Origin of the sequence: Dysgonomonas mossii, from assembly GCF_004569505.1 — a bacterium.
Lineage (GTDB): Bacteria > Bacteroidota > Bacteroidia > Bacteroidales > Dysgonomonadaceae > Dysgonomonas.
Map to the genome: position 1 here is coordinate 907,143 of NZ_SPPK01000001.1, position 16,027 is coordinate 923,169.

Below are 16,027 nucleotides of genomic sequence, written 5' to 3' on the forward strand. Positions count from 1 at the left end.
TTAAACTCATTCTTTCAGAAAATATTAGCTGAGAAAATGAGAAGCTGTATTATTTAAAATCAATTATTATCAATCCATCCGCTATATAGATTAGCGATTTTGGACTACTAAATCCCATTACTGATTAAAAAATGAAACAAATATTGCAAATGATTATCTATAAAGGTATTTATGTTATTGCTTATACCGTGAGCCTAATACCTATGGTATTCCTGTATGCAATGGCTTCCTTCGCTTTTTTTCTTATTTACAATATTATTGGTTACAGGAAGGCTGTGGTAATCCAAAACATGGCACGTTCCTTTCCCGATAAATCGTATGGGGAGATTCACTATATAATGAAAAAATTTTATATGTGTTTTACTGCCTATTTTGCTGAAATCATAAAAAGCATATCCATCCCTGCAAAAGAACTTGATAAGAAGATAATTTTTGAAAATCTGGAACTTATAGACAGACATATAAATGTAGGACGAAATGTTATTGTCTGTCTGGGACATTGTGCTAATTGGGAGATGCCTAATTTTATTGCCTGCAAACTTCCCTACAATATGTATGCCGTGTATAAACCTCTACGGTCAATAACAATAAACAGGCTGATGGTCAAAATTCGATCCCGTTTTGGCGTAAAACTGATATCTCATAAATCAATCGTGCGCCACATCCTGACCCAAAAGTCATCTCCTGCTGTTTACTTTTTTCTGGCAGACCAATGTCCCCGAATAAAAGATGACAAATACAAATTCGAGTTCCTAAACCAGGAGACATATGTTTTTTCAGGCATGGAAAAGCTGTCACGAATTAGTCGATCATCTGTAATTTATCTACAGATCAAACAATTATCGAAAGGAAGTTATAAAGTAACGTGCATACCTATATGTTCTGAAACGGAGTCTATGAATGAAGGGGAAATATCTCTAAGATACATAAACTTACTAGCTGAAAATATCAATCAAGAGCCATACGGCTGGTTATGGACACATAAACGATGGAAAAAATAAAAAGATGATGTACTTTTTTTTAATATCATTAATAGCAATAATATTGCTATTAATTGCCTGCCTAATTATTCTGTTTGTTTTCTTAAGAGTATTTAGTGATGACGACGAATAATAATATGGCACAGTCCGCAGAGTTCATATATTTAGTAAACTATTTCAAATGATATCTCAATATATTAAAATAATAAGCACCATCTTGGTATATTCTGGGGTTTTCTCTTTCGATTTACAGGCACAAATTCATGTGGATTCGACAGCTGTTGAGAATAAGTTAGATACACTCAGAAAGAAAGATGTTTTTGATGTCATCGAGGGCTTATTTGATATAAAAAAGCCAGAGACCATGGATACAACAGTCAGAAAATTTAATTTTTCTGTTTTGCCATTTACAACTGAAGTCCCTGGTGGTGGAAATATCCTAGTAACATCACTATCCGCAAGTTTTTATTTAGGAAATCGAAAGAATACCAACCAATCTGAAGTTTGGCTTGAACCATATATCGATTTTGAAAATAGATATGGCATTTCAGTTCGTTCTTATATCTGGTTAAAACAAAATACGTGGGCTCTACGTGGCGATATGAGGATCTATAACTACCCGGAGTATACCTGGGAACTGGGAAAATCAAATTCTTATGAGAATAAATTACTCGTAGATAGGTCTTATCTGCGTATTTATCAACATTTTTTACGGCGGGTTTCTCCCGGCTTACTCGTTGGCTTAGGTTATAATTTAGATGTACACTCAAATGTTCATACGGATTCTTCAGATAAGACGCTCGCAGAATACACAAACTATCATTATGGGACTGAAAACTATGTACGAAGTATTTCTTCCGGCATAAACTTTAACCTTCTATATGATACGCGAGGAAATTCTATTAATCCGTCGAAAGGTGATTATATAAATTTAGAGTATAGAAATAATTTTAAATTCTTGGGTAGTGACCGTTGGTGGCATTCTTTATATTTTGATGTGCGGAAATATTACAGATTACGTAATTCTTCGAGAAATCAAAATCTAATTGCATTATGGAGTTATTTTTGGACGACATTTAATTCCAGCCCTCCTTATTTTGATCTGCCATCCATCGGATGGGATAGTTTCAATAGTTCAGGTCGAGGGTTTCAGCAAGGGAGATTCCGGTCAAAGTCTTTATTTTATTCAGAAGCGGAGTATAGGAGGGATATTACCAGAGATGGACTTCTCGGATTTGTTTTATTTGTTAACATCAATAGTTTGAATGGCCCAAAAAGTAAGCTATTTTCCAATTGGAACCTTGGAGCAGGAGGGGGGCTTCGAATTAAGGTTGATAGAGATTCCGGAACTAATATTTCTTTAGACTACGCCGTAAGCCGTGATTATTGTGGTCCATATTTTACATTGGGAGAATATTTTTAGTAATAATAACAGATAATTTTTTAAATTATCATACAGTTCTATTCACTCTCAATATATAGACCTCAAATATAATTAAAAATGGATGTTTCTTACCAATTGGAAATTGCTGAACGAACGTGTACAATTTCTATTCGTCTTATTTTAGATATAATTTTCTTCTAAGATGGTCAAATCTCATTCGTTTTTTAATTAGAAAAGTCTACAGAAACTCTATTAACATGTTGATAATTCCGTTTGTAAATCTCTATATTTATAATAGTTTTGATTATTTTTATGGTGTAACAATCTAAAATCTAATTATGTATAGTTTATTCCCAGACGAACACGTATATATTGATTTTTCCGTCAAGATTTCTATTTCAGTCGGAAAAAACAAAAAGAGCTACTATATCGGTAAAGAAAAAGGTATCCTTAAAAAGTATATAGGCGAAGACTTTCTAGGCTATGAGTTTCGTACGATGAATGGATTTATCTATTTTCTTTCAAAGAATAAAGATAAATATCCAAAAGAAGGTTATGATGCTGTATTTTATCTTCAATTAGATGAGAATCAAAAAATATCTTTAGAAATTATTCAAAATTGTAAGAAGAAACTTCTTATAGGTAAACATCCATCTTATTCTAAGATAGCCTCGTCATGGCATAACGCATTTCAATACAAACAAGAGATACGAAATGAAATAGGTGACATTGTACAATATGGGTTACGTCCACCACAAATCGGTGCATTACATTCCATTTTAGCACATTGGAGTATTTCAACCAAACCAGCTTTGGTTATAATGCCAACAGGAACAGGGAAAACAGAGACAATGCTTTGCCTATCAATAGCAAATCAAAATGAAAAAACACTAGTTATTGTTCCAACAGATTCTTTACGGACACAAATTTCCAATAAATATATAGGGTTGGGTATTCTGAAAATTGAACCATTTGAGGTTGTAAATGATTCAGCTCTGTATCCTAAAGTATCTGTACTTAAAACAACCATTGATACGATTGAAGATGCAAAGAAAATATTAGATGCTAATGTAATTATTTCTACACCTCAAATCTTGACTAATCTTCTTAAAAATGGAAAAAGTGATATTTTCAAGTTGATTGTTCAGCAATGCAATAATTTGATTGTAGATGAAGCCCATCACATTGCAGCAAAAACATGGAAAGAAATAAAATTAAATTTTGAGGCTGAGGGAAAACCAGTATTACTATTTACCGCGACACCATTCAGAAATGATGGAGGCCGGATTGAAGGAGAAACTATATATAACTATCCTCTATCTTTAGCGCAAAGAGACAGATATTACGAGAAAATCATATTCAGCCCTATTGTAGATTTCAATCCCGCTACAGCTGATGAAAAAATTGCAGAAAAGGCTATTGAAACGCTAAAAAGAGACCTTGAAGCTGGATATGACCATATCTTAATGGCTCGTGTAGATGAGAGATCGAAAGCAGAAGAAGTTTACGAGCAGATATATAAAAAATACTCGGAATATTCTCCTGTATTTATCCATAGTGGTATATCAAAAACTTTACAGCGGGAAATACTTGAAGGTATTAAAGAAAAAAGACATCGAATTATTGTTTGTGTAGACATGCTTGGTGAAGGGTTTGATCTTCCTCAATTAAAAATTTGCGCAATGCATGAGATGCATAAAAACATTACCACGTCATTTCAGTTTATTGGAAGGTTTACAAGAACAACTGGAAGTAATCTTGGCCCGGCTACTATTATAGCTAACATCGTCGATAATAGCTTTAAAGGAGTGCTAAGCGAATTGTATCGTAAAGATTCGGATTGGGACAAAATCATAAGCCAATCAAATGAAGATATTATTGGAAATATTGTCAAAGAAGAAAATTTCTTTAAAAATTTTTCTGATGTACCAATACCATACAAAATTCCTATTCGAAATATTATGCCTGCAATGAGCACTGTCGTTTTTAAACTATATGACAGTAATGTCCTTTGGCATCCTGAAAGATATATTGAATATTTTAAAAATAAAAAATATGAAACAGTTTCAGTAGAGCATAATGAAAAGAACTTACAGGTAATCATAGCACGAAGCACAGAGAAAGTTCCTTGGGGAAAAATCGATGACCTAATTAATACCGAATATGATTTGTATATTGCATATTTGAATCCTGAACAAAAACTTTTGTATATAAATAGTTCGAATAATGGTTCTACCCATGATAAACTAGCAGAAGCATTGGTTGGTAAAAATATTTCTTTATATAATGAAGGTGATATATATAGAGTTTTACACAATGTATTTCAGTTGGAGTTGTTCAATCTTGGATTAAAGTCTCATCTAGATGGTCCGATTAGCTTTACAATGTATGCTGGAAACGGAATAGTAAAAGGGTTGAGTGAAATTGAAAAAGGAATGCATAGCTCGAATCTATTTGGAACAGGCTATGAGGAAGGCGAAAAAATAACTATTGGTTGCTCAAATAAAGGGCGTGTATGGACAAAATTAGTTAAATCAATCCCAGATTATTGCGAATGGTGCGATAAAACAGGTGTTAAACTGTTAGATGAAACGATTGACACAAAGAATATCTTTGATTTTATCCAAAAGCCTGATAGAATATCTAACTTTCCTGAAGGGAAAGTTCCAATATCAATAAAATGGAATGAAAAATTTTATTACGACCCGCAATCGGCAGTTTATAGATCTAACTTACTAATAGACTACAATATTAAGTTAGTCGCATACGCTTCTCATACTGTTGATTTTGATATCATTACAGAACTTGGAGTTTCTTCATATAGGTTGGAATTAGATGAGTATAAAAATGGACGTGGATATAAATATATTCTCATTAAAGGCCATCCGATTACTGTAAGCCAAAGAAAAGAAGATAAAGATATTATCGACCTATTCTTTGAATACCCACCTACTATATGGTTTCAGGACAATTCGAAAATGTACAATGACTTATTTTTCTTGTTCAACTACAAATCTCCAATTTTCGACACGAAAAAGATAATTGCTTACAATTGGGACGGCATTGATATCACTAAAGAATCACAGAAGAAAACTAAAAGAGATGACTCAATACAATACAGAATGCTTGAGCGATTAAAAAAAGAACAGGAATATGATATTATTTTTGATGACGATGATGCAAACGAAGCTAGTGATGTTATCGAAATAAAAGGCTATGAATCACAATATAACAAACTTATATTTGAATTATATCATTGCAAATTTTCCTCTAAAGATGAACCCGGAGGACGTTTAAAAGATTTATATGAGGTGTGTGGGCAAGCACAACGAAGTTATCATTGGAGACATAATGCAATAGAATTGTTGAACCACATGAACCGCAGGAATAGCAACCGGCTAGCACAAGGAAATCCATCAAGATACGAGAAAGGTGGAGACGATGAATTACTTATAATCCAAAATATGTTGCTTTCTAATTATTGCGATATTGAGTTTCATATATATGTTGTTCAGCCAGGGATAGAGAAGAATAAATTGGCTAATAGTTCGGAGTTACTATCATTACTTGGTGCAACCGATTTACTTTTAAAGAGAACGGGAAACGAATTTTCTATAATCACGAATGAATAATTGGCTACGGCTGATAATAATAAAATTATTTGTCAATTCTGTAAATACAGTCAAAGCCACTAAAATAAGTTCCTAAATAAGTTATACTGAATAAATATTCAATCATCTTTTTTCAATTCTTTGTACTCTTAAAGATTAAAATATTGCAGTGTGCTATGAAAGATAAATGTTACCTTATAAAAAGCATCTCTCCCTATATCAGAAGAGGGGATACATTAGAACTTGTCAATAAGTACCTCTATGTATCTATAAATGAGGATTGGGAATACGCTCCCAATATTGAACTTAGTTATAGCGAGGAATATAAATCAGAAGTAACTTTAGCTAGTGAATATGTGAAGGTGAAACGTATCATTCCCGAAATATTCGATTCATATTATACAAGTACAATTCGTAAATTGAGTGAATCTTTTTCAGAAAATGGAGAGTATTACTTTAAATATAGCATAAAAGCCTGTAAATTATATCTTTTTACAGATTCTAAGCATGTAACTATAGATATTAACAATGATATAGATAATTTTTATTGTAATTTTTCCCGATATAGTGGAATTCGAGGACGAAATACAGCAAGGAAAGAATTAGATACTTTGCCGGAAGAGGTGATGAGGCAACTCTTCAATCTAACAATAGAATTATTGCATGATCCGCAAAATCTCAAGAATTTCAAAGATGAATATTACAAGCAATTAAGTCTGTTAATAGAAAATAGAGAACCTATTAAAGGCCTTATTCTAAATGCAGATATTGCGTTTAATGAAGTACGAATACAGATTATTGATAGAATAGAATCTATTGAAAATAGGATGATTAATTTTGATGATACATTAGAAAACCGAAATGAATTAAGAGGAGAGTTGAAAGGTTTGAAATATTGTCTTAAAATTCTTGATGGCAATAGATGATAGATGGAGACATTCAATTTTTTATCCAATAAAAAATTGAATGTCTGTTTAAGTTTGTTGGTACTCAATATTCTTTATAAAGACTTAAATAAGAGGTGGTTATCGTAATATCTGTTAGCTATTGTTATTTCTCATCAATATTTTTCTGTAGAGAAATCCATACAGAAGTCTACTGCTATTTCAATCCTATCTTTCTCATCTGTCTCAGAAAATACATTTAGTTTATTAATATTGTATTTTTCTCTTAAATAATCTGGAATAGTTTGTTTTTCAGGTACTACAATATGCCATCCATTTTCTTTCGAATACAGCCCAAAGCCATTTTCCAATATTAAGCAAGATTCATAGCTATAACGGTCATAACATCGATTTTCTAAACAAATTGAATCATCTAAAAGATTGCTAACCGCTTTAATATAAGGATTAATATGATATGATAACAATGGATTATATCCTGTACTACCTAATATTTCGTGTTCAAATTTATCTGCATTCCATGAAAAGTAATTAGAATCACTCAAGAAATATTTTCTATATTTGCAGAAATAGTATTGCCAATTTTTCTCTATTAAAGTATTTAGGTATTTTTCAATTATTTCTTTTAATATTTCCTGTGGATTTAATTCCGAATTAGATAATTTGATCTTGTTGTATGTGTTCAGTAATGAGATAATTGGGTCGGAAATGCTACTGTCTGTTTTACTTTGTCCTGCTAATATTGTGTTCCAATTATCTTTTTGTCCCCAAAACCACATTTCGCCTAAACGACCACTTTTTGTGTAGAGACCTTCAAAGTTACAGGTTATTAATGCCGCAATGATTAGGCTGTCACTACAATTCCAAATATCTCTAACGAATTTTGACCATTTGATAAAATTCTCAATATTGTCTTTGGGTTTCAAATTATGGATTAAACCTTTAGAATATTTAAATTCTTCCAATTGAAATAATGCTTGAATCTCTGCTGGTCTTGAATGAATATTATCGATAATAATTTTTGCTTTTTCTTTTTCATTATTTAAAGCATCATCACTAATATCTGTTTCTTTATTTGTTATATTTTCAAGTAATCGTTCGTATGGGTTTCGTTTTTCTTGTATTTGATTGAATAGGTTCCAATATTTTCCGAAAGAATTGATACGGACATTCGTGTTATAAACAATTTCATTTCGTTGCCTTGTAGCTTGTAATAAATTACGAATCACTCTAATGTAAAAACGCAGATCATTGTTTATTTCTTTCAAATCGTATTTAATAGCATATGAAACAATGCAATACAAGATAATTCTATATCTATTATCGAATTGGTTACCCTCTAATAAACATTTTTCAAACAAGTTCACCCCCTTATCGTCAAAGAGTCGAACTTGCCCTTGATAGGAGCTGTCTATTTTGCCTTTTTGAAATAGATTTTCAAAAAATGTATTTATGTTACTAATTTTTACTTGATTTGATTTGTCTATGCTTATTTTATAAAAAAAATCTAGTGTGTTGAACAAAAATAATACATTATCTTTCTTTTTGAATACTGAAAAATCGTTTTTGAAATCATAAGTATTTTTATTTGTGTTGTCTTTGAAATAACATATTTGGGCAATATAGATAAAGAAGTTCATAAAACAAGAACTGATATCTTTGTTTTTTGTCATCTCAAAATCCCAAAATAAATCAGTCCAAATACTATCTATCTTGAAGGCAAAGTATTTTTGAAATGTTATTTTTGTCCCTTCATAATTTAATTTTTCATTTACGTAATCAGTATCTTTAGCTGAAAGAGTTTCTGAAAATTGTGCTTTGAAATTTTCAAATGTAGTAAGCGGTTTGCCTCGAGAATTCATTTTAATATACAGCTCATCTGTAAGTTTAAACTCATTTGACTTAATATCAATATAGTCAAATGTGATTTTTCGATTTTCAAACAAATTCGTCCACGCTTTTTGTCTGTCAAAAGATTGTTTTTGGATAGTATCAAGCATATTTAGCATAGAAACAACTGTAGGATCGTTTTCCCACGAAGCCATAAACCAATTGGCATTTTTTATTGTAGCACATATATCATCGGATATAGGCAAATGTTTGTTAATCAGTTCTTCGCAAAATCGAGATGAAGAGCTTCTCGTCTCGTAAATGAAATTCTTCAGCCATTCTTTTATTTCATTAGTAACAGACTTTATTTTCAGTCCATTTTGTTCTGTTTCTTGTTTGGGCGATAAATACCAATGCAACAACCAAAGTGTGGTCAAACGTTGTTGTCCGTCTAAAGGTATAAAAGCAGATTGGATTTCTGATATTTTTTTTGTATAACCATATACAAAATCAAGGTTCAAGGTCGAGGATTCGCTTGTTAATACCTCTATGATTTTTAAGATAAAATCATAGCTTTTGATTTTATTCTCGTTTTCTTTATCTTCTCTTCCTTGAGCATAATCTCTTTGTATTTGTGGAATTATGATTTTGTATTTATTCTGCAACTCTAAAAATGAATAATTCATATTGTTATACCGTTAATTTATTTACAAAAAAATTGTATGTGTTTTCAATATCCTTGAAATAGTCGCCTCTATCTGTTTTTGTCCAATATACATTGGTTGTTGGGTAGGCTGTATAGGCTTTCAAGAACACATTTTTTGTGCAAACAGGAATATAATATCCAGTTAATTCACGTTTTTTTATTATTTCTCGTTTTACGTCAAAGACAGAGTTATTCAATTGACTGTTTGTTGCTTTGTCTAGCAGACATAAGTTTTTTATTAAATGAATATTCTCATCACTACCGAACTCAAAGTTTTTTTCAAGTAACTCGTAAACTTCCTCTTCTATGTTCTCAAAAGTAGTATTGTCTACTTCGTTCTGGCTTATCAGTCCTTCCATTTTACTTATAAGTTCATTATACGAACCTTCTATATTTGAATTTGATAATGATTTTATATGGTCAGATAACCACTCTTTTTGCTTGGTTGTGTCAGTTAATGATTGAGAATTACGAGCATGAATATGTTCTAAACTCCAATTTTGTTCTTTATACAGTTCAAAAGGAAAACGAGGCTTTTCTTTTTCGCTTCTTAATGTTGTGTGAATATTGTGCAATAATAAAACTTTAATAATATCCTGATAATCTGATTTTCGTCCATTTTCATCTTCATAAGCCAATTTGTCTATTGGTTTCTTATTCTTTATAATGATCGCAATTTCTCTCTCTAAATATTCTTTGAATTTAGATTTTGAAAATTCTTTTGCTTTTTGAACTATAGATTCAATTATATTATTGTCTTTTAGAGCAATTAATAATCCAACATAATGATAAAGTGTTCGATTCTGAAACCATTCTTTAAAATACTCAAAATATTCTATTACAGAACTCCATATTTTTTCAACAGCTTCTATTCTTGACAGCTTTCCGTTGTCAATAAGATCTTGCAAATACTCTGAGAAGATAAGAAATGTTGCATACTTCTTGGGCTTAATCTTAAAATATTGTTTATCTGTATTTATTTTATTAGCAAGCAGGTCAAAAATAAATTCTATGTGAGTACTTTTTGCATTTGAATTATCATTCAAAAAATACCAAAAAGCTCTTTCTTGTAAAGTTGTTTCAATGAAATCCCATTCATTTGCAATATTATAAAGTTTCATCTTGTTAAAATCTAATTCTTTCGGAGGATATTTATCAGATTGCAATAGTAGTGCTTTTGTTAATTCGGCATCAGTTAAAGGAATTTTCCCAACATTCAGCCGAATAAAAACATCAATAGGATTTGTCTCATTTTCGACTTCATAATGAATTACCTTTACATTTCTATTGCCTTTTTCTGTTTTATCCAAAAGAATATTAAGTATCTTGCCTTTTGCCCCACTATGTTTTTCATCTTTAAACCATTTGTCAATGCATTGGTATGCTTTGCAAATATGATAGAAATCAATGTTTGACGAATCAATCTCATTGTTGGAAAATGTTTTCGCTGATAAAAACTCCTCACATTTTTCTCGTGTTGAATAATTTAGAGAGAATAAAGGTTGCAAATAACCATCATCTTTTCTTCTTTCCTCAAGGTAAACTAACAAAAGATAGAGTGTCGTAAGCCGTTGCTGACCATCTAATACATCATAATTGCCTTTTTCATTTTGCTGTAATACAATGGGCTGAAGACAATAAAAATCTCCACTATCTTTATCTTTTTGAAAAGCCCACAAATCGTCTAATAATTCAGTCACTTCCTGATCTTCCCATCTGTAACCTCGTTGATAATGTGGGATTGTAAATGTTTGTCCCATTAATTCACATATTGCTTTTAATCCTTTTTCTGCCATAATTATATTTCAATTAATCTTTCAACCTTTATATATTTTTCGGTAATTCAATTCCAATCAAAGAAAGAAAATGTACTTCAGGCTGATCTGCTACATTAAAAACTCTTGCTAAATAATATTTATCATTTTCATTGATTTTACTTATAAACTCCCATTCACGCGTACTTATTGGGAGTGCGATTGTATCAGCATCGGCTAAAGTTGTACTTGTTGATTTGACCTCAATGTATATTCTGTTTCCATTAAATGTCTCTACCGACAAATCATATTTAGAATAATCATCTTTAATATGATGAACCTCTCCCTCAAAATCAATTATTTCAAAGTCTGCTGGGGTTTTAGATTTATGTGCCCAAGTGACATTTTTATAGTTATCACTTTTCAGTAACTGTTTGTAGATATATGCTTCGCCTTTATATCCATTTTCATAATTACGTTTTTCTTGATCTTCTGTTTCGGGAGTATATGTATTTATGGCATTCCAACCCTTTATACGCTCTTCCATTTTTAGTAACTCTCGAATTTTATCCACTGTTATATCAGGGAATTCAGATGTAATTTTATTAAAATCAGTATTTTCAACTTGTTCTGATAATTTCGCAACTTTAGCCTCTAACTCCTCTTTTTTCTTTTCGAGTCTGTCAATACCCACATTTGATTCAATGAACCGATCTAACAATTCTGGATCAATAGATCTAGCTCTCTGCATCCTCTGGCGTTCTTCTAAACTCCAAAGAACATTCATCTCTATAGTTTCTTTTCTATCGTATGTATAAGGGAAGATATCTTTGCTTTCTTTTCCCTTATGTTTAGGAAACCACTCAATCATTAATAATTGAATGGTTGTTTTGAAACTTTCACTTTCCCAATTTCTCGGATCAGAATATGCTATCTTTATGCTATCATCAATTAACTTGGCTATATTTGAAATCTTTAGAGGAAGAGATGGCTGGATAGATAAAGACTTATCAGCTAATGTATTTCGGAAGTCGTCGTCTGGATTAACTAAACATAAAATATCTTTTAGTACATTTGGAATATTGTCATCGTAATAAATCTCATCAAGAGAACAGAAAACTCCGTTTTGATTTGGTATAATACGCCTTAATATGCTTCTGTTTGATTTTTTCAAATAATTATAAAAATCATTCAAGAAAATAATTGTATCACCATCATCATAGGATTTTCCTGATTCAGACAAGAATATTTTCAAATTTTCCAAATCTGTATTATTTTCTAAATGTCCTTGTAATGATTTTATTATTTCATCATTTGCCTTATGCCAGAAATCTTCTATATTACAAGAAATCATCGTTTGTGAATATGGATTACTCCTATTGTAATAATATTTTTGAACGATATCCAATATTGATTTCTGAGAATTGTATAACAATAGACTTTCTTTTTTTGGCAAAAAATGAACTAAAAATACAGCAAAATCTAAATAGTCATTTCCTTTTTCAAATTTGTTATCTTTAAAAATAGTATTTATTATTCCGATAACAGTATTTATGTTTTTTTCATTTGTAATATTTGTGGAATTAATATTCTTATGAAGAAGAGTTTCTTTTAATTTAATTCCGAATTTCTCAGCTCTTTCTGATTTTAATTCTTCGGGTATATTTATGTCTTTTGATAAATCTTTTTTATAACAAAAATCACCCTTTTGATTTGGGATAATAGCATATTCATCTAATTCTCCCTCTTTTATCTCTTTAGCTACAAATGCAATAAAGTTGTTTGTCCATTTATATTTATCTTCAATACTTTTAGGCAACGATTCAGCATTCTGTAATTCTGAAACAGTTGCCATTAACTGTTTAATAAGCCATTTATGTAATGATTGATATGCTGTTTCAGGAATATCATTATTTATAATCTCATTAATTTGTAAATCAGCATAGAGGGTCTTGGCAAAACTATTAATTTGTTTTTGTTTATAAATAAACGCTGTTTCATATTTAGATTCGTCTATTGGAATTGTATTTAACAATGGAAATAATCCTTCTATAGTTTTTTCGACGGAAAGATTTTTATTTTTAAGGATACTATCCACTTGTTCATTAATTTTATCAGCAATCCTTTTGGAGTCTATTTTTACAGGAAGACTTATTGACGAAATATTATTGTTTAGTAATATTGGAGATAGGTCCTCGCCCAAATCATTCAATACTTTTATCATATAATCGGTCAGTCCAACACCTTCGGCAAATTTTTCATTTTCCAGAGAGACAAACTCATTATTTTGATTTGGAATTAACGCATATTCTTTCAAAAGGTTCTCCTCTGTTTCCCTGATAAATAACAAAAAGCGATTTAACCAATCATATTGATTAGAAGATACATGTAGCTTGCTTATATTTTTTTTATCGGCAACATATTTACATAAGTCTTCTGTCTTGAATAATCCACAACCCTCCCAAGCTAACTTTGCCCAATCTTTTGCAATTTCTGGAAACGGCAATTTTTTAGGAAAAAGATCTATTGATAGATCATATATTTTACTCTGATTATTACTATTCGCATCTATAGGAATTATAATATTGGGTATTCCATCATCTGCAAAAAGTTTTTGATTGCCAATCTCGGTTTCAACAATCGCATATTTCTTTAGAACATTACGATATGGATTTATTATTTCTTCTTTAAACCATTCTTTATTAAAATTTTTCTCAAATTTTGGAACTTTCTTTAGACCTTTGGCTAACAAATATAATTTATGATAACAATTGCTTGACAAGTATGAAACGATTGAGTCATAAAGAGCTATACTTTCTTTTAAAATCAAACGGTTTATACCTCCCTCTGAAATGACATCTTTATCAGCAAGTATATCTTCGCCAATGAGGATTAAGCTTTCACGTTCAGAATCAGGTTCAAAGTCCGGACTATTGAGATAAATAGGCATAATATGTTTCTCGGAGCCGACAAGTGGCAGAACACAGAAATGAGAAGGGGTGTCAAGATTTTCAACGAGATTATTATCTTTGTCTATTTCTATAGCAACAGTAAGACGTATATTTCGATCAGTCTTAAATCGTTTAGTTAATTCTTCACTGGTCCTTTTTAAAGATTTATGAATAAATCTCCGGGTATAAGTGTCTTTTCCTTCTATTTCAAATTGAGACAAATAAATTTCATCTTTTAATAAGCTGCTTTGTTTTCTAACTATTTTAGTTAAGATACCGTTATTGTCTAACTCGATGCTATTTAGTTCTTTGCAGAATAACATTGTTTGAGCAATGTTTGATATAAAATTTTCGACTCCCAATCGCAGAGCTTTTTCGTTTTGAGGTGTTCTTAAATGATATGTATATGTAGTCCAATCATTAGTTTCTTGAGTATATACCATACTCTCTTTCATTTTTCTTACTCCATCCAATAATTCGGGTTCGTCCAATCCATCTCGATACATTATTGCAGAAAAACCACAGAGCGGATTGTCTATATCTTCTGTCAAAACATTTCCTTCAATAGATACAATTTTTGAAAGTGTGTGAGTTGTTAGAAAGCCTGTTCCAAATCTCCCCGTACTTTCACTATTGTTCACTTTCCCTTCACTGTATTTGTAAAGCAATCCTAGTTGAGCTTTTGCTGTAAATGGTGAGCCATTGTGTAAAAATCTCACTTCGCTGTCTTTAACTATGATCTTCACGTCAACAAAAGCTCTACATTTGTCTTGTGAGATACTATCTTTTGCATTTTGAATCAACTCCCAGATCCACCGTTTACAATCATTTTCTGTAGGCTCATTTAGTTGCCTCAATCTGTTTTGTACATTACTAATGTACATTTTGTTTAGCAACTCATCAAAAGCACTACCAACACTCTCTGGCTGTTGTATTATTGTCTTATTCATACCTTTTTATTATGAAAATAAAGGTAACTTTTCTGGTTGGAAACTAGACTATCCTTTTTGCAAATATTTAACGTAAAAATGAAAATAGATTTACAGATTATAAATTTCACTCCCAAACATTTCTTATTATTGAAAAACTGATATTCAGTAGTTTTATCAGCGTATTGTTTTTATTCTGTATCAATTACTGAAGAACATAAATGGATGTAAGAACTGTCTCTATTGAAGGGAAAGTTAGATGGTTTAAAATATTATAAAAAAGTTCTTGATAGGGATAGATAGTATACTCTCCTAATTAATATTGCTCGATGTGAAAAGGTGCTAAATAAAGATTGAAATAGAAGTGAATAAATATTACTTTTTTTTGACTATCTTTGAACCTAGAGATAAGGCAGACAAATCAGAGACAAAAACTGCTTAAAATACTGTGGGAAAAGCATTGCTAATTCATAACCAACAGCTTCTTTGAAATTATAATACACTGAATAGTAGGACATAAGGGGAAAGGTTCATCGACCTCTCTCTCCGCCAAGTAACATAGAAAAAGAAGTCGAATCGCTGTAAGTTGCACACTTACAGCGATTTTTCTTTTTTATCAGAAGAAGAAAAGTGTATAATACAGAAGTATATCTGTGGGTTATCTGGTGGGCAGAAAATATTTTCTAAAATTGCCCACAGATTGGATTCTTTTCCGCTGTTATTCAATGTTTTGCATAGTTTTAGTTTCACCTAGATACTATAACTTTGTAATTAATAAAAGCATTCAGAAATGACACAAAAAAGATCCACTTTCAGCGTAGCATTTTATATTCGTCGTACAAGACTTAACAAACATGGTGAAGCTGCGATAGTTGTTAGAGTTACCGTAGACGGAATAAGAGGAGACACAACAGCTAAGAAAACAATTAATCCAAAACTTTGGGATTCCGCTAAGGGGAAGGTGTATGATCGTTAACTCC

General features: G+C 31.1%; 8 protein-coding genes. 5 read left to right on the forward strand and 3 right to left on the reverse strand.

Annotation, left to right across the window (positions count from 1 at the left end):
* The first annotated feature begins 131 nt into the window (after positions 1–131).
* The 4 genes from E4T88_RS04040 to E4T88_RS04055 all read left to right on the forward strand — a co-directional run bounded on the left by E4T88_RS04040 (position 132) and on the right by E4T88_RS04055 (position 6,901).
* Positions 132–1,001, forward strand: a complete 870-nt coding sequence (locus E4T88_RS04040; protein ID WP_135104177.1) for a lysophospholipid acyltransferase family protein — start codon at positions 132–134, stop codon at positions 999–1,001.
* A gap of 160 nt (positions 1,002–1,161) precedes the next feature.
* Complete coding sequence (locus E4T88_RS04045) at positions 1,162–2,403, forward strand: BamA/TamA family outer membrane protein (RefSeq protein WP_135104178.1); 1,242 nt, start codon at positions 1,162–1,164, stop codon at positions 2,401–2,403.
* A 299-nt stretch (positions 2,404–2,702) separates the two neighbouring features.
* A complete protein-coding gene (locus E4T88_RS04050; protein WP_135104179.1) occupies positions 2,703–5,996 on the forward strand; it encodes a DEAD/DEAH box helicase in 3,294 nt (1,097 codons plus the stop codon).
* Between the two features lie 155 nt (positions 5,997–6,151).
* On the forward strand, positions 6,152–6,901 hold the full coding sequence (locus tag E4T88_RS04055) for a hypothetical protein (protein ID WP_135104180.1): 750 nt from the start codon (positions 6,152–6,154) through the stop codon (positions 6,899–6,901).
* Positions 6,902–7,035: 134 nt separating this feature from the next.
* Here E4T88_RS04055 and E4T88_RS04060 read toward each other — a convergent pair whose 3' ends face one another.
* From E4T88_RS04060 to E4T88_RS04070, 3 genes are read right to left on the reverse strand one after another with little or no spacing between them, the layout of a single operon-like run.
* Positions 7,036–9,393, reverse strand: a complete 2,358-nt coding sequence (locus tag E4T88_RS04060; RefSeq protein WP_135104181.1) for a DUF262 domain-containing protein — start codon at positions 9,391–9,393, stop codon at positions 7,036–7,038.
* 4 nt (positions 9,394–9,397) lie between these two features.
* A complete protein-coding gene (locus E4T88_RS04065) occupies positions 9,398–11,209 on the reverse strand; it encodes a DUF262 domain-containing protein (protein WP_135104182.1) in 1,812 nt (603 codons plus the stop codon).
* 28 nt (positions 11,210–11,237) lie between these two features.
* Complete coding sequence (locus tag E4T88_RS04070) at positions 11,238–15,068, reverse strand: protein NO VEIN domain-containing protein (RefSeq protein WP_135104183.1); 3,831 nt, start codon at positions 15,066–15,068, stop codon at positions 11,238–11,240.
* 769 nt (positions 15,069–15,837) lie between these two features.
* Here E4T88_RS04070 and E4T88_RS04075 point away from each other — a divergent pair.
* A complete protein-coding gene (locus E4T88_RS04075; RefSeq protein WP_135104184.1) occupies positions 15,838–16,023 on the forward strand; it encodes an Arm DNA-binding domain-containing protein in 186 nt (61 codons plus the stop codon).
* Positions 16,024–16,027: the final 4 nt, after the last annotated feature.

Bases quoted from the DNA above. Each gene is read 5' to 3' on its own strand.
- E4T88_RS04040 (WP_135104177.1), top strand. From the start codon at position 132: ATGAAACAAATATTGCAAATGATTATCTATAAAGGTATTTATGTTATT.
- E4T88_RS04045 (WP_135104178.1), top strand. From the start codon at position 1,162: ATGATATCTCAATATATTAAAATAATAAGCACCATCTTGGTATATTCT.
- E4T88_RS04050 (WP_135104179.1), top strand. From the start codon at position 2,703: ATGTATAGTTTATTCCCAGACGAACACGTATATATTGATTTTTCCGTC.
- E4T88_RS04055 (WP_135104180.1), top strand. From the start codon at position 6,152: ATGAAAGATAAATGTTACCTTATAAAAAGCATCTCTCCCTATATCAGA.
- E4T88_RS04060 (WP_135104181.1), bottom strand. From the start codon at position 9,393: ATGAATTATTCATTTTTAGAGTTGCAGAATAAATACAAAATCATAATT.
- E4T88_RS04065 (WP_135104182.1), bottom strand. From the start codon at position 11,209: ATGGCAGAAAAAGGATTAAAAGCAATATGTGAATTAATGGGACAAACA.
- E4T88_RS04070 (WP_135104183.1), bottom strand. From the start codon at position 15,068: ATGAATAAGACAATAATACAACAGCCAGAGAGTGTTGGTAGTGCTTTT.
- E4T88_RS04075 (WP_135104184.1), top strand. From the start codon at position 15,838: ATGACACAAAAAAGATCCACTTTCAGCGTAGCATTTTATATTCGTCGT.